This is a genomic window from Vibrio sp. 10N.247.310.17, from assembly GCF_041466605.1.
In the GTDB taxonomy this organism is placed as follows: Bacteria; Pseudomonadota; Gammaproteobacteria; order Enterobacterales; family Vibrionaceae; genus Vibrio; species Vibrio tasmaniensis_A.
Genome location: NZ_JBFSTC010000003.1, coordinates 24,132 through 46,687, shown reverse-complemented (window position 1 = coordinate 46,687; position 22,556 = coordinate 24,132). Strand labels below are relative to the sequence as shown.

The 22,556-nt window shown below is 43.8% G+C and carries 22 protein-coding genes; 12 read left to right on the top strand and 10 right to left on the bottom strand.

The window, feature by feature from the left end:
* Positions 1–7 precede the first annotated feature (7 nt).
* Genes hisA through hisIE form a run of 3 tightly spaced genes read left to right on the top strand, consistent with a single transcriptional unit; the run spans position 8 to position 2,147 of the window.
* The gene (gene hisA / locus AB6D80_RS01655) at positions 8–745 is read left to right on the top strand and encodes a 1-(5-phosphoribosyl)-5-[(5-phosphoribosylamino)methylideneamino]imidazole-4-carboxamide isomerase (protein WP_012604374.1); all 738 of its coding nucleotides are present in this window, start codon (positions 8–10) and stop codon (positions 743–745) included.
* Positions 727–1,500, top strand: coding sequence for an imidazole glycerol phosphate synthase subunit HisF (hisF, locus tag AB6D80_RS01650; RefSeq protein WP_004734577.1), 774 nt, complete (start codon positions 727–729; stop codon positions 1,498–1,500). The genes hisA and hisF overlap by 19 nt, the downstream gene beginning before the upstream one ends.
* Positions 1,497–2,147, top strand: coding sequence for a bifunctional phosphoribosyl-AMP cyclohydrolase/phosphoribosyl-ATP diphosphatase HisIE (gene hisIE, locus AB6D80_RS01645; protein WP_017101633.1), 651 nt, complete (start codon positions 1,497–1,499; stop codon positions 2,145–2,147). Before hisF ends, hisIE begins: the two co-directional genes overlap by 4 nt.
* Before the next feature lie 241 nt (positions 2,148–2,388).
* On the opposite strand, the gene AB6D80_RS01640 is transcribed toward hisIE, so the two are convergent.
* The 4 genes from AB6D80_RS01640 to AB6D80_RS01625 all read right to left on the bottom strand — a co-directional run bounded on the left by AB6D80_RS01640 (position 2,389) and on the right by AB6D80_RS01625 (position 5,939).
* Positions 2,389–2,901, bottom strand: coding sequence for a YchJ family protein (locus tag AB6D80_RS01640; RefSeq protein WP_372187621.1), 513 nt, complete (start codon positions 2,899–2,901; stop codon positions 2,389–2,391).
* A 117-nt stretch (positions 2,902–3,018) separates the two neighbouring features.
* Complete coding sequence (locus AB6D80_RS01635; RefSeq protein WP_017098162.1) at positions 3,019–4,236, bottom strand: EAL and HDOD domain-containing protein; 1,218 nt, start codon at positions 4,234–4,236, stop codon at positions 3,019–3,021.
* A gap of 123 nt (positions 4,237–4,359) precedes the next feature.
* The gene (lpxH, locus tag AB6D80_RS01630; protein ID WP_017101636.1) at positions 4,360–5,094 is read right to left on the bottom strand and encodes a UDP-2,3-diacylglucosamine diphosphatase; all 735 of its coding nucleotides are present in this window, start codon (positions 5,092–5,094) and stop codon (positions 4,360–4,362) included.
* 350 nt (positions 5,095–5,444) lie between these two features.
* A complete protein-coding gene (locus tag AB6D80_RS01625; RefSeq protein WP_004734582.1) occupies positions 5,445–5,939 on the bottom strand; it encodes a peptidylprolyl isomerase in 495 nt (164 codons plus the stop codon).
* Positions 5,940–6,129: 190 nt separating this feature from the next.
* Here AB6D80_RS01625 and cysS point away from each other — a divergent pair, with 190 nt between their 5' ends.
* The gene (gene cysS, locus AB6D80_RS01620) at positions 6,130–7,515 is read left to right on the top strand and encodes a cysteine--tRNA ligase (RefSeq protein WP_372187620.1); all 1,386 of its coding nucleotides are present in this window, start codon (positions 6,130–6,132) and stop codon (positions 7,513–7,515) included.
* Positions 7,516–7,612: 97 nt separating this feature from the next.
* Complete coding sequence (locus tag AB6D80_RS01615; RefSeq protein ID WP_009848795.1) at positions 7,613–8,191, top strand: thymidine kinase; 579 nt, start codon at positions 7,613–7,615, stop codon at positions 8,189–8,191.
* A gap of 143 nt (positions 8,192–8,334) precedes the next feature.
* On the opposite strand, the gene AB6D80_RS01610 is transcribed toward AB6D80_RS01615, so the two are convergent.
* The 3 genes from AB6D80_RS01610 to AB6D80_RS01600 all read right to left on the bottom strand — a co-directional run bounded on the left by AB6D80_RS01610 (position 8,335) and on the right by AB6D80_RS01600 (position 10,204).
* Positions 8,335–9,012, bottom strand: a complete 678-nt coding sequence (locus AB6D80_RS01610) for a YdcF family protein (RefSeq protein WP_372091933.1) — start codon at positions 9,010–9,012, stop codon at positions 8,335–8,337.
* Positions 9,005–9,859: an NAD(P)H-binding protein gene (locus tag AB6D80_RS01605; protein ID WP_372187618.1), complete on the bottom strand. Its 855-nt coding sequence runs from the start codon at positions 9,857–9,859 to the stop codon at positions 9,005–9,007. Before AB6D80_RS01605 ends, AB6D80_RS01610 begins: the two co-directional genes overlap by 8 nt.
* Positions 9,860–9,973: 114 nt before the next feature.
* Complete coding sequence (locus AB6D80_RS01600; RefSeq protein ID WP_009848792.1) at positions 9,974–10,204, bottom strand: TIGR02647 family protein; 231 nt, start codon at positions 10,202–10,204, stop codon at positions 9,974–9,976.
* Positions 10,205–10,463: 259 nt separating this feature from the next.
* On the opposite strand from AB6D80_RS01600, the gene AB6D80_RS01595 reads away from it, so the two are divergent.
* Entirely contained in the window at positions 10,464–11,768 is a 1,305-nt protein-coding gene (locus tag AB6D80_RS01595) for an ATPase (protein ID WP_372187617.1), read from the top strand.
* Between the two features lie 362 nt (positions 11,769–12,130).
* Entirely contained in the window at positions 12,131–12,973 is an 843-nt protein-coding gene (gene focA, locus AB6D80_RS01590; protein ID WP_009848790.1) for a formate transporter FocA, read from the top strand.
* A 383-nt stretch (positions 12,974–13,356) separates the two neighbouring features.
* Here focA and AB6D80_RS01585 read toward each other — a convergent pair whose 3' ends face one another.
* Positions 13,357–14,151 carry an ABC transporter permease gene (locus AB6D80_RS01585; protein WP_371695053.1) on the bottom strand — a complete coding sequence of 265 codons (795 nt, stop codon included), beginning with the start codon at positions 14,149–14,151 and terminating at the stop codon, positions 13,357–13,359.
* A 436-nt stretch (positions 14,152–14,587) separates the two neighbouring features.
* Here AB6D80_RS01585 and torE point away from each other — a divergent pair, with 436 nt between their 5' ends.
* Genes torE through torA form a run of 3 tightly spaced genes read left to right on the top strand, consistent with a single transcriptional unit; the run spans position 14,588 to position 18,489 of the window.
* Positions 14,588–14,770, top strand: coding sequence for a trimethylamine N-oxide reductase system protein TorE (gene torE, locus AB6D80_RS01580; protein ID WP_008222628.1), 183 nt, complete (start codon positions 14,588–14,590; stop codon positions 14,768–14,770).
* A 50-nt stretch (positions 14,771–14,820) separates the two neighbouring features.
* Complete coding sequence (torC, locus tag AB6D80_RS01575) at positions 14,821–16,002, top strand: pentaheme c-type cytochrome TorC (RefSeq protein ID WP_372187616.1); 1,182 nt, start codon at positions 14,821–14,823, stop codon at positions 16,000–16,002.
* Positions 16,003–16,026: 24 nt separating this feature from the next.
* Complete coding sequence (gene torA / locus AB6D80_RS01570; RefSeq protein WP_372187614.1) at positions 16,027–18,489, top strand: trimethylamine-N-oxide reductase TorA; 2,463 nt, start codon at positions 16,027–16,029, stop codon at positions 18,487–18,489.
* Positions 18,490–18,822: 333 nt separating this feature from the next.
* Here the strand turns inward: torA and AB6D80_RS01565 are convergent, their stop codons facing one another.
* Positions 18,823–20,037: a putative manganese transporter gene (locus tag AB6D80_RS01565; RefSeq protein ID WP_372087056.1), complete on the bottom strand. Its 1,215-nt coding sequence runs from the start codon at positions 20,035–20,037 to the stop codon at positions 18,823–18,825.
* Positions 20,038–20,238: 201 nt separating this feature from the next.
* Between AB6D80_RS01565 and AB6D80_RS01560 the strand changes: the two genes are divergently transcribed.
* Positions 20,239–21,144, top strand: coding sequence for a manganese-dependent inorganic pyrophosphatase (locus AB6D80_RS01560; protein WP_009848785.1), 906 nt, complete (start codon positions 20,239–20,241; stop codon positions 21,142–21,144).
* A 149-nt stretch (positions 21,145–21,293) separates the two neighbouring features.
* Positions 21,294–21,683, top strand: a complete 390-nt coding sequence (locus tag AB6D80_RS01555) for a DUF2750 domain-containing protein (protein ID WP_004734596.1) — start codon at positions 21,294–21,296, stop codon at positions 21,681–21,683.
* Between the two features lie 93 nt (positions 21,684–21,776).
* Here the strand turns inward: AB6D80_RS01555 and AB6D80_RS01550 are convergent, their stop codons facing one another.
* Positions 21,777–22,556 carry a DUF2927 domain-containing protein gene (locus AB6D80_RS01550; protein ID WP_017098171.1) on the bottom strand — a complete coding sequence of 260 codons (780 nt, stop codon included), beginning with the start codon at positions 22,554–22,556 and terminating at the stop codon, positions 21,777–21,779.

The window sequence follows — 22,556 nt, the reverse complement described above, 5'->3', positions numbered from 1 at the left end:
AATGTAAATGATTATTCCCGCGTTAGATTTAATTGAAGGCCAAGTAGTTCGCTTATTCCAAGGGGACTACGGGCAAGTAACAGAATACAAAGTAGACCCAGCAGAGCAGTTTAATCTGTATCACCAAGCTGGCGCTGGCTGGCTGCACCTTGTTGACTTAACGGGCGCAAAAGACACAACGGCTCGTCAGTTAGACTTGATTGCTAAGCTCCTTGCTAGCACGCCTGCGAACATCCAGATTGGTGGTGGCGTGCGTAACGAGCAAGATGTTGTTGATCTACTAGAAGCTGGCGCGCAGCGCGTTGTAGTTGGTTCTACAGCAGTTAAGCAACCTGAGTTGGTGAAAGGTTGGATGGAGAAGTACGGCGCTGAAAAAATAGTGCTGGCTCTGGATATTAACATCGACGAAAGCGGCACACGTAAAGTGGCGATTTCAGGTTGGCAAGAAGATTCAGGCGTGACCATTGAAGCCCTGATTGAAGACTACCTCACGGTTGGTCTTAAACACGTTCTGTGTACCGATATTTCACGTGATGGCACGCTAGAAGGATCAAACGTAGAGCTCTACGTTGATCTTTGTAAGCAGTACCCACAAGTGCAATTCCAATCATCGGGCGGCATTGGTAGCCTAGCTGATATCGAAGCACTTAAAGGCAGCGGTGTTGCTGGTGTGATTGTGGGTCGTGCGCTACTTGATGGTAAGTTTACCGCAGAGGAGGCATTTGCATGTTGGCAAAGCGAATAATCCCTTGTTTGGATGTCCGTGACGGACAGGTGGTTAAGGGCGTTCAGTTCCGTAACCACGAAATTATTGGTGACATCGTTCCGTTAGCGCAACGTTATGCGGAAGAGGGCGCTGATGAATTAGTATTTTACGATATCACGGCATCAAGCGATGGGCGTGTAGTCGACAAGAGCTGGGTGAAACGTGTAGCAGAAGTGATTGATATTCCTTTCTGTGTCGCTGGTGGTATTAAATCAGCGGAAGATGCAGCGCGTATTCTTGAGTTTGGTGCGGATAAAGTATCAATCAACTCACCGGCATTGGCTAATCCGCAACTGATCACTGACCTTGCTGATAAGTTCGGCGTGCAGTGTATCGTTGTTGGTATCGATTCATACTTCGATAAAGAAACCGGTAAATATCAGGTTTACCAATTCACAGGCGATGAAGCGCGTACCAAAGCAACCAAGTGGGAAACCAAAGATTGGGTGCAGGAAGTACAGAAGCGTGGCGCCGGTGAGATCGTGTTAAACATGATGAACCAAGATGGCGTTCGCAACGGCTATGATATCGACCAGTTAAATATGGTACGTTCAGTGTGTAATGTACCCCTGATTGCATCAGGTGGCGCAGGTGCGATGGAGCACTTTGCTGAAGCCTATAAAAAAACCAACGTGGACGGAGCACTTGCGGCTTCGGTATTCCACAAGCAAGTCATCAATATTGGTGAACTTAAACAGTATTTGAAACAACAAGATGTAGAGGTGCGACTATGAGTTTTGAACCCGTAAGCTTATCAAAAACAGAAGTAGGCGCATTGTCAGAGCGTATTGATTGGGAAAAAGTCGATGGCTTAGTGCCAGCGATTGTTCAAGATTACCAATCGAGCCAAGTGCTGATGATGGGATACATGAACCCAGCAGCGCTCGAGAAAACAGGTGAAACTGGCCAAGTGACGTTTTTCTCTCGCACCAAAGAGCGCCTTTGGACCAAAGGTGAAACGTCGGGTAACGTATTGCAACTGCAAAACATGTCATTGGATTGTGACAACGACACCTTGCTGGTTAAGGTTAATCCCATTGGCCCAACGTGCCACACAGGAACAACAACGTGTTGGGATGGAGACAAGCAAGAAGAGTCTCAGATGGTGTGGCTTCATCAGCTTGAGCAGCTATTGGCTGCCCGCAAGGACGCCGATCCTGAATCTTCTTATACTGCCAGTCTATATGCCCGTGGCACCAAGCGTATTTCGCAAAAAGTGGGCGAAGAAGGCGTTGAAGTCGCGCTTGCGGCGACGTCGGGCGATAAGGCGGAGTTAGTGTGTGAATCAGCAGATTTGATTTACCACCTAATGGTTCTTCTTCAAGATCAAGGCTTATCGATGGATGATGTGGTAAACAAGCTGAAAGAGCGTCATAAGTAAGCTCTCTTTAGATTAATAGAACCGCGTAAAAGACAGGCAAAAGCCCCGCAAACAAACATGTTTACGGGGCTTTTTAGTTTTTTAATTTTCAAGATTTCAAGATTTCAAGATTTCAAGATTTCAAGATTTCAAGATTTCTAAGCCCTACGTCACTTTTCTAACCTCTGACTTTGCGTCATTCCGAGGAGCCTAAGCGACATCAGGAATCTCTTCTCTTAATCTGACTTCTTAGTCGAACGAGTTACCCGCAGCACTTCTTGTATTTCTTACCACTGCCACAAATACACGGATCATTACGGCCGATTTTAAAGCTCTCAACGGTTTGATTTAAGCGTGGGTCAATTTCTAGTTGTGTAGTTTGTTCCTGCTCTGGGAAGGTACCATCAATGTAGTACCAAAGGCCGTCTTCACGTATAAAGCGAGAGCGTTCTTGCATGCAGTATTGTGCGCCTTCTTCATTGAAGTAAGCTTTAAACTCAACAAAGCCTTCGTCTTGGTGCGAGCCTACCGTAGTATCGATGACTTCTAGTCCTGCCCAATCACTGTTGATAGATTCGGCAATACCTTCTCTTTGCGCTTCTGCGTTGCAGCTAGGGTGGTAAGTCGCAACAACATAGTCAACCAAACCCAACTCGTGCGCTGAATAACGAGAGCGCATCAACTGTTCAGGCGTTTCAACAGCACTGTGGTGAAGGTGCGCTGATTCACAGCACTGTTGGTAAGAATTTTTGCTACCGCATGGGCATAAAGACATGGTCAAATCCTGTAAAAATGGCCTCTGTAAGAGGCCATAAATGAATGTGTTGGAGTTTATCAAGAAACGACTGCTCACCAAAGCTGAGTTTCGATTGAAGTTGCTGTGTGACGTGAACTATTTCAAAGTAGGAGACAGCAGGTCTTGGGCCCAAGAAGTTGCTTCGTCATAAGCTTGACCTAGCTCTGCTTCGTTGAGTTTGAGCAGTTTACGAATGCGCGTTGCTTCATCCCAGCGAGCTTGTTCATAAGCTATGACCATCGCCAAAATGGCACCTAATACGCCTTTACGTTGAATCAAGGCTTGTTTAATCTCATCATCGATCGGCACCGAGTCCAGTACTTTTACTAACGGCAGATCGAATAGGGAGTCGAGCAGCGAGAACATGCCAGTTAAAAAGGCTTGCCCGGGCTCAACCTTAACGTTCATTTTCTCGACCAACAGTTCACATTGGCGCGCGCGTATCACGGCTAAACCATAGAGTGAGTCTGGTTTATCTTCTTTCGCGGATGCGATAGCAACCAGTGACACTAGCTTACGTAGTTTTTGTTCACCAAGATAAACAAGCGCTTGGTGGAATGAACGAATCGGTGTTGATGAGCCACCAGCGGAGTTTACGTAAGAGAGCAGCTTATACGACATAGTCATATCAAGGGTAATCAAACGCTCTACTTCGGCAAAGTTGATAGGATCGTTGGCAATCTCTTTCAACAGTTGAACAATGGTTAAAAAAGCAGGGTTTAATGCGCGAGTTTGGATCATCTCCGGCTTACTGAAAAAGTAGCCTTGAAAATAGTTAAACCCGGCTTGGATTGCTTCTTGGTATTCTTCGTGAGTTTCTACTTTCTCCGCTAGAAACTCGATATTCAAGTCTTTCAGAGTGTTCATGAACATCGCAGCTTTAGCGATTGAGATCAAACGTATGTCGAATTTGATAATTGATACGTAAGGTAAGAAGCGTTTCCATGCTTTGCTAGGCACAAAGTCATCTAACGCGATCGTGTAACCCGCATCATAAATTGTGATGATGGCTTCTAGCAGTTCGTCTGTTGGCTCACAGTCTTCCAGTACCTCGACAACTAAGCTCTCTTTCGGAAATAGAGTCGGGACTAGGTTAACCAAGCTTGCATATGGAAAATTAACGAATCCAAGCTTATCGCCCAATGTATTATAGTGGGTAGATAAGAAGTGGTCGGAAAGCAAACGGCTAGTAGCGAGCTCCGGCTCTACTTCAGGGAAAGTGTTCTTAGGACCATCCCTAAATAGCAACTCGTAACCTATGGTCTTCTTGTCTGCATCGAGTATTGGTTGACGCGCTACGTATGAATATTTCAACTTGGTACTGTGTTCGGTTTATTTTTGATAGACAAATAATAGCTAATTCAGGAGAAATTACCATATACAAGTGAAGAAAATCTGACCGATGATAATAATAAAAGTGAAAGTTTAAGCGTGATGCTAAAAGCGATTGCTAAACTCGCGATTCTGTAGTTCAAAACTTTGCGGAGTGAACACCAGAACTGATCCTTGGGTATACCAATCACCCAGTACGATACGGGTTTTAGTGCAATTGTTAGCACTGAAGGAGTGTATGTCTGGACGGTGAGTATGACCGTGGATCATCAAATCGACGTTGTGTTGTTTCATCACATTGTCGACTTCTTGCTGTGTTACATCCATGATGTCGAGTGACTTTGTCTGCTTATCATCTTTGATATCAGACTGAACCTTGGAGACAATTTTCTTTTTGATAAAAAATGGAATTCTATTAAAGACCCATTGTAACCAGGGCTGATGAACTTTTTCACGAAAGGCGAGGTACTTTATATCTTCGGTACACAGAGTATCACCATGCAATACCACTGCTTTTTGTCCGTAGATATCGATAGTAGAAACTTCATCTAGAAGCTGTACGCCTGTTTGTTTCGCAAATTTTTTGCCAACTAAAAAGTCCCGATTGCCTTGTGTGAAATAACAAGGTACGCCAGTGTTAACTAAGTCTATAAACGTTTGGCGAATTGAATTCGCGAACTCGCTTGTATCGTCGTCACCAATCCAGAATTCGAAAAGATCACCCAACACGTAGAGTGCATCCGCTTCTACGGCCTCGTTCTTCATGAAGGTTAAGAAGCAGTCTGTGATGTCTTGTCGCGACGGAGCAAGGTGTAGATCTGATATAAAATATGTTTTCATAGGTCTAAAAAAAGGGAGCGATTCGCTCCCTATATCCTGATTTTATCGGCTCATCAATTATTAATACTAGGGCGTGTTGACCTTTGGCGGTTAAATTTTGTTCGAGATAAAAGCGTTTTAATCGAGGCGAGGGATAGGAAGCCTAGTCATTCTAAGCAAATTTCCCTCAACAAAGAGTAAAACGCTTTTAGCCGAACCCTTTGGGCAGCGTTTGCTGGTTATTTCTACTGCGTTATAGGCTTCTTATGTAGGCTAGCTACACATCAAAGCCTCTGCCTTGTATAAATCCCCAGCAACTCGCTGCAAAAATCAGCTCAAAAGGTCAATACGCCCTAATCGAAAGCAAGTGATTAAGCTTCGATTGTAGTACCAGTGATGATCACTTCTTCTAGAGGTACGTCTTGGTGCATACCCATAGAACCAGTGCTAACACCTTTGATCTTGTTTACGATGTCCATGCCTTCAACAACTTCTGCGAATACACAGTAGCCCCAACCGTCTAGGCTTTCGCTACGGAAGTTTAGGAAAGAGTTGTCGTTAACGTTGATGAAGAACTGAGAGCTCGCTGAATGCGGTTCCATAGTACGAGCCATTGCTAGCGTACCCACTTTGTTCGCTAGGCCGTTGTTTGCTTCGTTCTTGATAGTCGCGCGAGTTGTTTTTTCTTTAAGGCCAGAAGTCATGCCGCCGCCTTGAACCATGAAACCATCGATAACACGGTGGAATAGCGTGTTGTCGTAAAAACCGTCACGGCAATACTGTAGGAAGTTTGCGCTTGTTTCTGGTGCTTTTTCTTCGTTAAGTTGGACTTTGATGTCACCAAAATTTGTGTGAAGGATGATCATGATTGTTACCTTACTGTCTTTTTAATATGAAGTTCGAATTCTAGCGCATGTTGGCGGACTTTCAAATCACCAAATCATTAACTTAACTCGGATGTTTGAGGTAATTCCTGCTTTGGGGGATTACCTATTAAGGTATGACTTGTTATACTGCGATCTTATTTTTGATTAATCCATAAAATAGATAGAGATCATGCTGAAGATATATAACACGCTCACAAGACAGAAAGAGGAATTCAAACCAATTACAGCTGGCAAAGTCGGTATGTATGTCTGTGGGGTAACCATATACGATCTCTGTCATATTGGTCATGGCCGTACGTTCGTTTCATTTGACGTGGTAACTCGTTACCTGCGTTACCTTGGTTACGATTTGAATTTCGTTCGTAATATCACTGATATCGATGACAAAATCATCAAGCGCGCTAATGAAAACGGCGAGTCTTGTGACTCTCTGACTGAGCGTCTGATCGGTGAAATGCACGCGGACTTCGATACATTGAACATGAAACGCCCAGATGTCGAGCCTCGTGCGACTGAATTCATCACAGAGATCATTGAGTTAGTAGAAAAGCTAATTCAACGTGGCTTTGCTTACGTTGCAAGCAACGGTGACGTGATGTTCGAAGTTAAGAAGTTTGACGAATACGGTAAGCTTTCTAAGCAAGATCTTGAGCAGCTTCAAGCTGGCGCCCGTGTTGACATCGATTCTGCAAAACGTAGCCCGTTAGACTTTGTTCTTTGGAAGATGTCTAAGCCTGGTGAGCCGACGTGGGAATCGCCATGGGGGCCAGGTCGTCCAGGTTGGCACATCGAATGTTCAGCAATGAACTCGTCTATTCTTGGCAATCACTTCGATATTCATGGTGGTGGTTCGGATCTACAGTTCCCGCACCACGAGAACGAAATCGCACAATCTTGCTGCGCACATGGCACCCAGTATGTGAATACTTGGATGCACAGTGGCATGGTGATGGTAGACAGAGAAAAAATGTCTAAGTCACTGGGTAACTTTTTCACTATCCGTGACGTACTTCAGCATTACGATGCAGAGACAGTTCGTTACTTCCTAATGTCTGGTCACTACCGTAGCCAACTAAACTACAGCGAAGATAACCTAAATCAGGCTCGTGCATCACTTGAACGTCTCTATACATCACTTCGTGGTCTAGACGTTACCGCAGCCCCTGCTGGTGGTGAAGAGTATGTGACTCGTTTCTCTACAGCGATGAACGATGATTTCAACACACCTGAAGCTTATTCAGTGCTGTTTGAAATGGCTCGTGAAATCAACCGTATCAAGACTGAAAGCATAGAAAAAGCAAGTGCACTAGGTGCGTTGATGCGTGAACTGGCAGACATCATCGGTATTCTTCACCAAGATCCAGAAGCTTTCTTGCAAGGCGATGCAGCCGGTAACGATGACGAAGTCGCTGAAATCGAAGGCCTAATTAAGCTACGTAATGACTCTCGCGCTTCGAAGGATTGGGCAAATGCCGATCTTGCACGTGATAAGCTGAACGAGCTAGGTATTGTTCTGGAAGATGGTCCAGAAGGTACGACTTGGCGTCGTAAGTAAATCTTATAAAAAGGGCTGATTTTCAGCCCTTTTTTCTAGCAAAAATTCTCTAATTTCACCTTTTTATCTTCACCTTTTAATTAACAGGAATATTTCTGTGGCTCAGATGTATTTTTATTACTCGGCAATGAACGCGGGTAAATCAACAACGCTTCTTCAATCTTCATTCAACTACCAAGAACGTGGTATGACACCAGTGATCTTTACGGCTGCATTAGATGATCGCTATGGTATCGGTAAAGTGAGTTCACGAATTGGTCTTCAATCTGAAGCTCAATTGTTTAAAAACGACACCAATATGTTTGAGGCAATTCAAAAACTCAACGAAGAAGAAAAGCGTCATTGTGTATTGATCGATGAGTGTCAGTTCTTATCGAAAGAGCAGGTTTACCAACTAACAGAAGTGGTTGATAAGCTGCACATCCCTGTACTTTGTTACGGTTTGCGCACTGACTTCTTGGGTGAACTGTTTGAAGGTAGCCGCTACTTGTTGTCTTGGGCTGACAAATTAGTAGAACTTAAAACAATTTGCCACTGTGGCCGTAAGGCCAATATGGTAATTCGTACAGATGAGCACGGTGTGGCAATTGCTGAAGGTGACCAAGTCGCTATTGGTGGCAATGACCAATATGTTTCGGCTTGCCGTTTACATTATAAAGAAGCGTTAGGTAAATAAGCAGCCTACAAGTCGGCATTGCTAAAACCAATAGCGTTCAAATTAGAAAACGGTGACCTAGTGTCACCGTTTTTGTTTATTGAGCCGAGCTTTTGTTTTATTCCAAGCCGAGCTTCTATTTTATTCTTAGTCGATCTTTTGCTTTATTCGAAACCGAGCCTCTTTAATGCTTGATAGGCATGGTCAACGTCGTCAGGGATGGGCATCTCTATTTGAAAGCCCTGAGCGGGGTAGGATTTGATTCGCTCATAATCAGCAATCAATGCACCTAACACCATGTCTAATGGTAACTCTTCGTTAAAGTAATCAATCCAGTCTTGCCATTGTGAAGTGACTTGAATCTCGGTAACTTCGTCAGGCCACTGTTTAGCAAACGTGGCGTAAGTGCGTTTCTCCATAAAGGGTTTCTGTACTAAGGTCAGGCGTTTCGGGGATAGTCCACGCTCAGTCAACAATTTGTGGGTGAATCGTACGTTCTCCCCAGTATTAGTTGCGTGCTTCTCAATGATAATGTCAGAGTCAGGCACGCCAGCGTCTCGTGCGATAGCCGCGAATGTTTCAGCCTCTGAACGCTCAAAGCTTCCTTCTGTAAAACGTCCCACACCACCAGAAAAAACGATGTAAGGCGCTATCTTTTGGTGATAAAGCTCGGCTGCATATTCAGCGACGCGAGTATCGTTGCTACACAATACAAAAATACAGTCTGAAGGCGTAACCTTGTGACCCATAGACATAAAGTTCCAAAGGGTGTCGATCGAGTGATATAGCTTACCCTTTGAGTTCTTTGTTACAGGTTGCTTAGCTATGGATTGCTTAGTCATAAAGAGCGTCCAATGTGGAATCGAATTTAAACGAGTAACCTAAACCGAGGATCTTTTTAGAAGAGATCAGCTTGTCTGGGGTATCGACAATAGGAGGGAGTGGCTCGCTGCTATTGGCACTTTTTAGTGCTGCGGCATAGAACTCTGCTTTGCTCACAGTATTCGGAGTGGTGACGTTGACCACTTCGTTGTGCAGTTGACTGATAGCGAAATCGACTGCGCCAATCGCGTCGTTAAGGTGAAGCATGTTGGCAGGAGCTTGAGTGCTCACTTGCTTCAATTTACTTGCAAACCTCGATGGGTGACGGTTCGGACCAATCAATCCACTAAAGCGAAGAATGGTGTAGTCGATGCCAGAATCAATCACTGACTGTTCCGCTTGCAGCATGACACGCGCGTTATCGGAAAATGAAGACGCGAGCTCGTTGCCTGAGGTTGAAAGGGGGAGTGAAGCATCCAGTTCGTTCAAAACGCCAGGTTTATTTGGGTATACGGTTGTTGAACTGACCATGATAAGCTTCTTAACGTTGGCCTTTTGACATGCATTGGTGAGTTGCTGCCAGTGGTTGGCGTACTCTTGTCCTGCTCCCTTTCTAAAGCCTGGAGGGAAGCTACCAATCACTATCTCAGTGTTGTTTTCGAGTAACAACGAATAGAGTTCACCGATAGTCTCATCTGACTTTGATGAGTCAAAACTAAACACTTCACATGGAACTCGTTTGTTCCCAACAGCGTCTGCACCTGCTTGGGTCGTTTTCGTGACCACAACTTGGTTACCATGTTTTTCTAAATGTTCAGATAAAGGTGCACCGACCCATCCTGCACCAACAATAAATATAGAAGCCATGTGTTCCTCACAACTGAAAGCTATGGATTTATAGTAAGCCTAACAAACCTTTGCCCAAAAATGAAAAAACTCCACGGCCGAAGCGAGTGGAGTTTTTACTAGAACCGTGGAGTTTTAGTTCAGTACGCGAAGTAACTTGTCTGCGCGCTCTGCCATCTGGATACCTTCGTCTGTTAGGTAACCACCGTCTGGCTGAGTGCAAAGATTCTTTTCGAATAGGCGCTTAACAGCGTCTTGAGTTTCTTGAGCAGCCTCTTGATGAACTTTAATTCCAGTAGCGGCGCTACTTACATCAAATTGAAGAAGGAGGTTTAAATCAGCAATATGTTCAGCGTTGTACTTCATAATTAACCTATATATTCATAACGTTCTCTACCTTCACCTTAGTGCGCATTCACGGCTCAAGCAATAGCAAATAAATAGAATTGATAAGTGATACCAAATTGAATGATTAATCGTCGTATGGTGGGTTTATTTTAGTTAGATTGCGTGATTTGCAGCCACTTAAATTCTGAACGATGTTTATTGGGAAGTGGTTGTAATATATTGTGTTACTAGAAATATATTGCATCCAGCTAATATTGTATAAAAAGGAAACGCATCAGTGAGAGTGAACAAAGTAGCATTAACGATCAGTATGCTATTTGCTATCTCAGGTTGTCAAAGTACACCCTCAGAGCAGACAGGCGCGAACCAAACCACAAATGACAATGAATCAACAGTAGAGGTCCGTTCATTTCAGTCTGTCCAAAGTGTTTACTCCGAGTGGGAGACTAAGCTTGAAGAACACGCTCAATTGTCTCTCTATGCTCCAGAGAATTACAATGAACTATTAGACGCTTGGAATGATGCTGAAAGCATTTATGCGGACTTACTGAAAGATCAAACACGGTTAACCAAGAGTTACTCGATTTTTTCGACATTAACTTACGCCGAAGCCTTTGATGAAAAAATTGCGTTGATTCGATCAAATTATGACTCGATCTTAGTGCTAAAGGAAAAGGCTGACAGAGTATTAGCCGACTCGATAGTGCAAATGGATTACTTAAAGTTTCTTGGTGCCGACACTATGTTTGCATCGAGCTACAAGCGCTTGTATTCAGAATACAGCGAACTGTTTGAGTATGTGCTGGTCGACGAACTTGAAGATGCTCAGGAAGCACAGGTAGAGTTTCTTAATAACGCGAGTTTGTTAGAAGTTAAAGTGGCCCACAAGAAGTACATCGAACCTTTGAAGGATGAGTTGGAGTTCTTGGAAGATGAAGATTTCGATGACGTTGTTCCACTGACGTTTGCTAAAGCGGCATCTCAAATTGCTTTGGCAGAAAGCCAAGTGAAAGCCAGTCCCCGTGAAAAGTCGATCATTGAAGACGCAGTTCACGCTGCGGAGTTCGAATTAAACCACGTACGCAGTGTTGCTCATGAAGTCAAAGTGCTGGCGAGCGTAAAAGGTGACCAGTTCGAACAGTCGGTTTTGAATGCAGAGAACCAGTTATTGAGCATTTCACGAGTGGTTAATGATGAAGATCACCGTGATGTTGTATTGCGTCTTCAGTCTCAAAAAATTGTAGCGAGTGTTAAAGCGTTAAAAAGCTCTGATATGACAGGGCTTTTAAAGTCAGAGATTGAAATTTTGACTGAGCAATTGGCTAAGCTGGAGTCTGAAAACCAGAAGCAAGCGCAGCAATTGTCTGAAGCAACCAAGCACAGTGAGTTGCTCGGTGAGCAGATTACCAAGAGTGATGCTCACATAAAGAGCCTAGAAGAGTTAGTGGATAGTTTGAAAAGTTTAGGTGGTAAAGTTGCCACCGAAAGTGACTCTGATGTGATTCTTCCTAGTATTGAATCTAGCCTAGAGGATGCATCTCTCGAACAATCATTAGAAGAAGTGATTGAACCTTCGGTTTAGCATCACTAATTTCTTTATTTGTGATTGAGTTAAAAGCGCCTAAGGGCGCTTTTTTACGTTCTGTTGATCTATGTCAAAATCTGAAAACAAAAGTGTCCATTGAGTCATTATAGTGTACGCTATTCTTTGAACTTTAACGTAACTTGTTGATATTTATAGATGTGTTGTTTTCTATGCTGATAACTAATCATTCAGCAGAGTTTTATTTTTACTACTAAAGTCGTATGAATTTGGAATAACTTGGACTAATTTCTTTCAACAGGATTGTGAGAGGCATTTCGAGCTTAAAATAGCTCTTGAATTCAGAAATGAAAGAGAGGATTATCGCGCTCCCGACGACATGTTTCAAAATGTAAATCATCATGAATCTAAACCAATTCGACTCATTATTACCGCCACAAATGGCTGAGCGCGCTGCAGATATTGGCGTAGGTAAAGCAACCAAAGATCCAATCAAATCTTTTCTCCTAGCGATTTCTGCTGGCATACATATTGGTATCGCGTTTGTGTTCTACACAATCGTGACTACCGGTGCTGGTGATTTACCGTGGGGTATTACTCGCTTATTGGGTGGTCTAGCTTTTAGCTTAGGATTAATCCTTGTTGTTGTTACTGGTGGTGAACTGTTTACCAGCTCGGTGTTGACGCTTGTTGCTCGCGCAAGTGGCAAGATTACCTGGCGTACATTAGTTAAGAACTGGACCACGGTTTATGTCGGTAACTTAATTGGTGCATTGCTGCTGGTGGCCTGTATGCTTCTGACTAAACAGTACATGTTCGATCATGGACAAGTGGGTTTGAATGCCATGGCGATTTCCCAACACAAAATGCACCATGATTTTATCCAAGCTATCGCGCTTGGCATCATGTGTAATGTGTTGGTTTGTATCGCGGTATGGATGACGTTTAGTGGACGTACACTGACTGACAAAATCGCAGTTATGATTTTACCTGTTGCGATGTTCGTATCAGCCGGTTTTGAGCACTGTATTGCCAACATGTTCCAAGTCCCTTTAGCTATCGGTATCAAAACATTTGCTCCCGCAGAATTTTGGACAATGACAGGCGCTAACCCTGCGGACTATGTTGATCTGAACATGATGGACTTTTTGATGAACAACTTGCTGCCCGTTACCATTGGTAACATCATTGGCGGTGGTATCTTTGTTGGTATGTGGTACTGGTTGATCTACCTACGTGACTAATAAGGGTGGCGTGATCCACCAAGCAAAGGTTTCGTGATTAATTCCGATTACGCGGTTAATCCAGTTTACGAGTTAACTGGGTAACTTGGACTCAGTGAAAACACTGAACTGACTTATGACATTTACAAGACGGCCTGCATTGCAGGCCGTTTTTATTTGTGGAAAACCTACTTATTCATTTCTTAAATTATCATGTGAACGCTCAATAGCGATGATCACCATGTGTGTATATGTCTTTGAAAACACCCAAAGATCAAAGGTAATGATCTTTCCCTAGGTGGGAATGGACAAAAAAGGATCTATATTGATTTGGTTATCCACAATTTCTGTGGATAACCTGTCTCAAATTCAGTGAGTAACCAGATCTAAGTGGAGTAGGGAGGCTATTTCGAAGGCTGTATTTGCGCGAGAACTCGGCCTTCTTTAGTAAGAGATGTCTTCAATGAGAGCTGAAGTGCAAGTGCTAAAGAGCAGCTCATCATCACGAAGATAGCTAACATGATCATCAACTGATACTTAATCGCGATCATTGGTGATGCACCACCTAAGATCTGTCCTGTCATCATTCCCGGTAGCGTGACTAAGCCTGTAGTTGCCATAGAGGCCATAATTGGTGACATCGCTTTCTGTATCGCATTACGAACAAAAGGCGCGGCTGCATAGGAAGGAGACGCGCCCAAAGCGATAGCCGCTTCGTACTCTGATTTCTGCGTTTCAAAAGCCCCAAACAAATTCTGCAATGCCACGATATTACTGCTTAAGCTATTACCTAACAGCATCCCTGCAATAGGGATAAGGTACTGTGCGTTAAAAACCGGTGTCGGTTTAATGATGAAAAAGCAGATAAACAAGACAATAGGTACACAAGTTACAGCAAGGCTAACGGCTATAGGAACTAAAAGTAGATTTTTTGGGAGCCTAGATTTTTCAACAATTGAGCTTGCCCCAACGATGATCATTGCAAATAGCCACAGCAAATTGACCCATAAGCTATTCAAGGTGAACAAGTATTCTAGGTAAAGTCCCACTAGAAATAGCTGAATAACCATACGAATGATGCTGACAGAAGCCTCTTTTCCAAGGCCGAGTTTTAACTTGTGGTTGATGGTAATAGGTAGCAAGAGAAGTGAGCTGAAGAACAATAACTGCCACCAAGATATATCAATAACGTCTTGCATAATGATTCCTTTTAAGTGGTCTCCATCATATCTGAAAGTGCCAAATGATGCATTTCAACTGTAAAGTCACCAATTCTAAAAATGATCAATCATTTAACAAACAAAACACAAAATAGTGGTTGTTTGAGGCTTTTTTAGCTACTACTTAGTAGGTAAAAAGTTAAAATTGGTTGTCATATGGTTGCGTATATGTTGGTTTTTAACATTTGTGAAATATGCTTAATTCTTCACATTTGTTAATACTTTTTAATAACTTTGTTTAACTGAAAACAAGTTTGGATGACCTCAAAAAAGTATTGATTAGCAAGGGTTATAACGGGGGATTTGATTGAACCCTACTTTGTGTATGGTCTAAAATTTGTTGTTAGATACTCAAGAACTTTAGCCCCATAGAATGGGTTACTCGAAATTACTAAATACAAAATAGGCAAAATGTATGAGTGATGTTAATAAAATTGAAACTGGCGAAAAACGCTCGTTGGAGTGGAAGTCTTTCCTCTTCATCGCGGTGGTTCTCTTTCCAATATTAAGTGTGGCTTTTGTAGGCGGTTACGGCTTCCTAGTTTGGGCACTGCAAGTGTTTGTATTCGGACCTCCTGGTGCTCACGGCGGCATGTAATGCCCTCTAGTAACAACATTTTTTAAAATCAATATTTAAGAGAGCTAAACATGAAATCATTTTTAGTTAAATTATGGCGCACAATGACTCGCCCTGCAGTACACATCAGTCTTGGTGTACTAACTATGGGTGGCTTTATCGCCGGTGTTATTTTCTGGGGCGGTTTTAACACAGCTCTAGAGCACACAAATACAGAAGAGTTCTGTGTAAGTTGTCACACCATGCGTGACAACGTGTACGTAGAACTACAAGAAACGGTTCACTGGAAAAACACTTCTGGTGTACGTGCTACTTGTCCTGACTGTCACGTTCCACATGAATGGACAGCAAAAATCGCTCGTAAGATGCAAGCATCTAAAGAAGTATTCGCTCAAGTATTTGGTGACTTAGATACATCTGAGAAATTCGAAGCTCGTCGTATCGAACTGGCTAAACACGAATGGGATCGTTTCTCTTCGAACAAATCTCTAGAGTGTAAAAACTGTCACAACTACGATTCAATGGACTTCGAGAACATGCGCCCAACAGCGCGTATCCAGATGAAGAATGCAGCAGAACGTGATCAAAGCTGTGTTGACTGTCATAAAGGTATTGCTCACAACCTTCCAATGGATATGGCATCAGCAAGCGGTATTGTTGGCGAGCTAGAAAATGTAGCAAGCAGCACATCTTACGCAAATGGTTCTGACGTGATCTCTATTCGTCACCTACCAATGTACACAGATGAAACAGCAACGGTTGAAGCGGGTCTACTAAGTCCTGCAAGTAAAGTTGCGGTTATCGACGAAAAAGGCGACATGATCAAGATTCAAATCGATGGTTGGCGTAAAGCGAAAGGCTTCGGACGTGTAATCCAAGAAGACTTCGGTATGAACATCTCAACTGCAATCTTGACCAAAGAAGTATCTCAAAGTGACGTTATCACTGTTGGTGAGAAGAAAGAAGATGAGCTTACTGGCCTTCCATGGGAAGAAGTTAACCTAGCACTTTGGATGAAGAAAGAGTCTATGGTTGATAACTTCGATCCTATCTGGAACGCAGCGGGTCAAGCGTACCAATCTAACTGTTCAACGTGTCACTCACAGCCAGATGAAGCTCACTTCAGCGCTAACGGTTGGGTAGGCATGTTAGATGGTATGATTGCATTCGTTAACTTCGATACAGATACAGAAGCACTTGTTCTTAAGTATCTACAGAAGCACTCATCAGATTTTTCTGAAGGCCATCACTAATAAGACGTCAATTGGAGTAACACAATGGCAATTACAAGAAGAAGTTTTCTGAAAGGTGTCGCTACTACAAGTGCGGCATCGGTTATCGGTCCAAGCTTATTGGCGTCGGCATCAGCGTCTGCAGCAGAAACAGACGGCGCGTGGAAAGTCTCTGGTTCTCACTGGGGTGCATTCCGAGCTCGCGTTTATGCGGGTAAAGTACAAGAGATTAAACCTCTAGAAATCGATCAACACCCAACTGAGATGTTGAAAGGTATTAAAGGTATTATCTACAGCTCATCACGTGTGCGTTACCCAATGGTTCGCCTAGATTGGTTGAAGAAGCATAAATACAGCGCAGACACGCGTGGTAACAACCGTTTTATTCGTGTGACTTGGGATGAGGCACTAGACCTTGTTTACCGCGAACTAGAGCGCGTGCAGAAAGATTACGGTCCATGGGCGCTTCACACAGGTCAAACTGGTTGGAGACAAACGGGTCAGTTCCACAGCTGTACTAACCATATGCAACGTGCAATGGCACTTCACGGTTACTCTGTGAAGAAAATCGGTGACTACTCAACAGGTGCTGGTCAAACGATCATGCCTTACGTGCTAGGTTCTACTGAAGTTTACGCACAAGGTACATCTTGGGAACTTATCCTAGAAAACAGTGACAACATTGTTCTTTGGGGTAACGATCCAGTTAAAAACCTGCAAGTAGGTTGGACATGTGAGACTCACGAGTCATTCGCATACTTAGAACAGCTGAAAGAAAAAGTTGCTAAGAAAGAGATCAACGTTGTTTCTGTTGACCCTGTTAAAAACAAAACAGGCCGTTACCTAGAAAACGAGCAAATGTACATCAACCCACAAACTGATGTGGCGTTCATGCTTGGTGTTGCTCACGTTCTTTACAACGAAGATCTATACGACAAGAAGTTCATCGAAACTTACTGTCTAGGTTTTGAAGACTTTATCAAGTACGTTCAAGGTGAAACGAAAGATAAAGTTGAGAAGACACCTGAGTGGGCTTCGGCTATCTGTGGTGCAAGCGCGGACTCTATCCGTGAATTCGCTAAGATGCTGGTTAACGGTCGTACGCAGATTCTTGTCGGTTGGAGTATCCAACGTCAACAACACGGTGAGCAGCCTTACTGGATGTGTGCCGTTATCGCAGCAATGGTTGGCCAAATCGGTCTACCTGGCGGTGGTATCTCTTACGGTCACCATTACTCTGGTATCGGTGTTTCTTCAACTGGCTTCGCAGCTCCGGGTTCATTCCCGTTGAACATCGACCAAGGTCAATCGCCTAAGCACACTAACACTGATTACAACGGTTACAGCCGTGTAATCCCTGTTGCTCGTTGGGTAGATAGCTTGCTAGAGCCAGGTAAGAAGATCAAAGCGAACGGTTCAACGGTTACACTACCGGATATCAAGATGATGGTATTCAGTGGTAATAACCCGTGGCACCACCACCAAGATCGCAACAAGATGCGTAAAGCATTCAAGAGCCTACAAACTGTAGTGGCTGTTGATTTCGCTTGGACTGCAACTTGTCGTCACTCTGATATCGTGCTTCCTGCATGTACTCAGTGGGAACGTAACGATATTGATGGTTACGGCGCGTACTCTGGTCGTGGTTTGATCGCGATGCACAAACTAGTCGATCCTCTGTTCCAGTCTAAAACTGACTTCGAGATTATGTCTAGCCTAACTAAGCGTTGGGGTCGTTACGACGATTATACGCGTGGTATGGACGAAATGCAGTGGGTTAAATCTCTGTATGACGAATGTCGTGCATCAAACGAAGGCAGCTTCGAAATGCCTGAGTTTGCTGAGTTCTGGGAGAAAGGTTTCCTAGACTTCGGTAAAGGTAAGCCATGGACTCGTCACGCTTCATTCCGTGAAGATCCAGAGATCAACGCACTAGGTACGCCTTCTGGTTTCATCGAAATCACAAGCCGTACTGTTGGCAACATGGGTTACGAGCACTGTCAAGAACACCCAATGTGGTTTGAGAAATCTGAACGTTCACACGGTGGTCCAGGCTCTGACAAACATCCGTACTGGCTACAATCTTGTCACCCAGACAAGCGTCTTCACTCTCAGATGTGTGAATCTGAAGAGTGGCGTGCGACTTACGCGGTACAAGGCCGTGAGCCAATCTACATCAACCCAATCGATGCTAAGAAGAAAGGCATCAAAGATGGCGACGTAGTACGTGTGTTCAATGACCGTGGTCAACTACTAGCAGGTGCTGTTCTAATGGATAGCTACGCACCTGGTGTTGTTCGTATCGAAGAAGGCGCTTGGTACGGCCCGATCAACGAGAAAGTGGGGGCGCTAGATACATACGGCGATCCAAACACACTAACTCAAGACATCGGTACGTCTGAACTTGCTCAAGCAACGTCAGCAAACACATGTTTGGTTAACTTCGAGAAGTTCCAAGGCAAACTGCCTCCAGTAACTTCATTCGGTGGTCCAATCGAAGTTTCTTAAGTCTTGTACTTAAGAACCAAGATTAAAGCTTGAATTAAAGCCCCTGTAAGCACTCTTACAGGGGCTTTTTGTTTTTCTAACCTGTGTGTGGGATTTGTAATTAAGTATTGTCATAGCGCCAACAGGGGGCGTTTTTGAGACGGGCTATAACGACGTGCCGTTTGAGATAGGCTGTAGAACAATGAACAATGAACAATGAACAATGAACAATGAACAATGAACAATGAAGGGAGTGTAAAAAGAATCTGTTGTAAGGACTTAGGCAGACGGAAACAAAAAGGCCGATACAAAGTATCGACCTAATAGAGACCTATGGAATTGAATCAGCTTGAGTTAAATTTCGAACATAAACCAATAACCGTATGCACAGATTAATGCGGGTATGCCTGAATATAATGTGGCTACAAGAGCCGCTTTCGGTGCCATTGCGATAGCAGGGAATAAAGCATCACCATCATTTGAAATTGCGTTACCGACCTGAGCTGAAAGTGGCAGTGCACCTGAAAGGTAAAGGCTAGTGACCAACAATTGCGGACCACACCCCGGCAGTAAACCCATCAACACACCCGCCAGGGGGAGCATCATACCCCAGCTTGAGAATAGCGTCGCAAAATCGACATTTGCAAGCACAGAGCCAAACTCGAAGAAAAGAAAAGCGACCACCACCCATGCAGTGACAAAGTTTGTATCTTGAGCTGTTTTTTGTAGTGGGTGAGAACCTATACATTTTTCATCTTCACTTACGGCCGATTTGTAATCCTCAATTTCACGAGTAAGCCCCCACAAAAACATCGAGCTGATCAGTAAAATCGTTCCCGTCCATTCCATAGACATGTCAGGCAGTGTGAGCAACTGGTTTACATCGATTTGAAAAGAGCCAAGCAGGGCAACAGCGGCTCCCGGAATAATAAGCACAGACCATAGGTAACCCTGAAGGTTTATCGCTTTTTTAGAGACAGGGCTTTGATCTTGAGGTTGTGAGGCACAGCTGTTTTCCGCTTCATTTCTCTCTGCCTGTTTCGGGCGTAAAAAGTCGTCTGCGTGAAACAAGTTTATGATTCGTCCTGAGGCGGTGCCCACGATTACACCCATCGCCATCATGGCTAAACCTGTTTTGGGTTCGCTAGCAATTAACAGGAAGGCCGCGTCACCCATGGTTGAGACGAGTACAGCCACAACCGCACCAAATCCGAGTTTGCCTGAAATAAATTGTGTGGTGACCACAATTGCTCCCCCACAGCCTGGCAATGCCCCCATTAGCGCGGCGAATACAACTTGGTTTGAACGAGATTGATGGACGAGCTTATTGAAGACGTTATCTTTGTTGATGTATAGACTTAAACAGTGGTAAATCGCTAGGGTTAGCGCAACGTAACATGACACTGCCCAGAAGGCGTCAGACAAGGTAGTGACCGTTAATTCTCGCGTAGCAGGAGCTGCAACTAACGCCGCAAGTGAAATAGGTAAAAGCAGGCGCTTAAAAGACAGTGAAAACTGAGTTGTTTTCGCAGCGCTGCTGCTTGGCAAAAAAGAGATTAGTCGATCCATAAGTGTCACTCAAAATTTGTATATTAAGATAATCATATACGAATGATAATAATTATCAATTGCATTCGTTGTTTTTTTATCTTTTGTTACCATTGGCCAAACCCACGAAACATGACCAATCTAAAAAAATGAGGTAAAGTATGCCTAATAAAGAGAGACTCTAAAGGTAGAGTCATAATTGTTAGTGTAATAGGAAGAAACATGATTTTAGTTGTTGGTCACAAAAACCCTGATAGTGACAGTATTTGTAGTGCGTTAGTTGCAACTGAGCTTCTTAAAGCTCGTGGCGAGGAAGCGACACCAATTCGCCAAGGCGAGATCAACCGCGAAACTCAACACATTCTAGAAGTCGCTGGTGCTGAAAAGCCAGAACTTCGTACTTCTGTTGCTGGTGAGAAAATCTGGCTAGTAGACTACTCAGATCTTGCACAAGCACCAGACGATGTAGCTGATGCTGAGATCGTAGGTATTGTCGATCACCACCGTCTAGGTGACGTGATGACAGTTAACCCTATGGAAGCTTGGATCTGGCCTGTTGGCTGTACAAATACAGTACTTTTCAACATGTTTAAGATTGAAGGTCACGCTATCTCTCAACAAATCGCTAAACTGATGATGTCTGCAATTCTTTCAGACACAGTTGGTTTTGCTTCTCCAACATGTACTCAAAAAGACAAAGACGCGGTTGCTGAGCTTGCTGAAATCGCTGGCGTAACAGACGTTGATGCATTTATCAAAGCGCTTCTAATTGCTAAGACAAACATCGAAGGCCTATCTGCTGCACAGTTAGTAGAAAAAGACCTTAAAGGCTACCCATTCAACGGTCGTGATGTTGTCGTTGGTCAAGTTGAGCTTGCGACTCTTGAGCAAGTAGACGGCATGATCGAAGCTCTAGAAGCTGATCTTGAAGCGCGTTGTGAGAAAGATGGTCTAGCGTTCGCGGCAGTAATGCTGACAGATATCACTACAGCTCAAACTCGTCTTCTATACAAAGGTGAGTGGGCTGATAAGCTGGTTAAATTCGAGAAAGACGGTGTATTGATGATGGAAAATACATTGAGCCGTAAGAAGCAAGGTTGGCCTTGGCTTCAAGGCGAGCTTGTTTAACCAAGTCGCTTAATTATAAACGCCTGCTAATTTAGCAGGCGTTTTTCTTTGAAGTAGGCTTTCTTCTTCATCGATAGTGTTTGAAGTTAAAAACACTCGGCATAAAATAGCTTTAAGAACATAGTTACTGACTAAAGTAGGAAATTGAGATGACTACACAGCTAGACGATAAAAAAATCGCTGAAATCAATAAGTATACGGGTGAGCAACGCCTGAAGTACTGTGTGAAAGAAATCGTAGCGAACCGTGAAGTATGGATCTTAACCGATGAACACGGTTGTGTAATGCTGAACACAGAAGATGAAGACTGTGTTCCTGTATGGCCAAATCAAGAGTTTGCGGAGTCTTGGGCGACGGGTGATTGGTCTGAGTGTAAAGCTGAGTCTATTTCACTAAACAAATGGCATAGCCGTTGGACTAACGGTCTAGAAGACGACGAGCTTGCAGTTGTTGTGTTCCCGAACGAACAGGAAGAAGGTGTTATCTTGTTCCCGGATGAGTTCGACTTCGAGCTGAAGAAGCAGGCTGCTAAGCGCTAATTCTCTCGTCAAATTGTAAGCCAGCGTTGTCTTACCTCGGGCAACGCTGTTGTTCTATTCTTCCCTTCTAAGCTACTTTCCAACGTATTTTCGTCAATACCCAATAAGTTGATACAAAGGCGCTTGCTGTGCTGCTTTAGAAGCTTGCTGAAGTACACCTGTTTTGCTGTATCTTTTCAGTATTTTTCGCACAACTGGTTTTGCCTGTTCTTTTGTCATTCCCACTTTCAATTGAGGCTCATACAGTAGCTTTAGCAGCACTACATCTAAGGGGGATAACAAGTCTTCTGGCGTGTGATCATTGAAAATAGAAGGGTAGGCTTTATCTGAGTCATTGGGTAACCCAAGTACCTGTGTGATCTCTTCAACAATACATGCGACCAGCTTTCCTCTTGCTCTCGCTTGATCTACTGGGATCACAATTCCTGCATATACAATCTCCCCTTTGGAATTAGTTCGATAACCTGCAGTGCAGATAGCGCTGTTTAGATGCTGTGTCGATTTCAGTTTGAGTACAGTTTTGGCTTCAGCTATCCACTGACTCTGCCTTGTGTATATCCATTTAACGTTTGCATCCGATTCTCGTGTGACGATTTTAATCGGATGTTGGGTGACTTGCGATAGGTGCTGGACGTGTAATTCGGTGAGTTCTTGATGAAGCTCTTCGTCGCCGACTCGGTGATCGATCCATATCTTAATAGGTTGTTTCCATTTAGCGAGGAGCTTGTCGCCTTGTGAATATTCGTGTTGAAGTGCGACGTGATAAAAGGCAGTTTCGACGAAGGTTCTATCTAGCCATGTGAGTGGTGTGCTTGCTGCATTAAAGGACAGCAGCGCCAACAAGAGGGAAAGCATTGAAGCTCTTGGTAACAT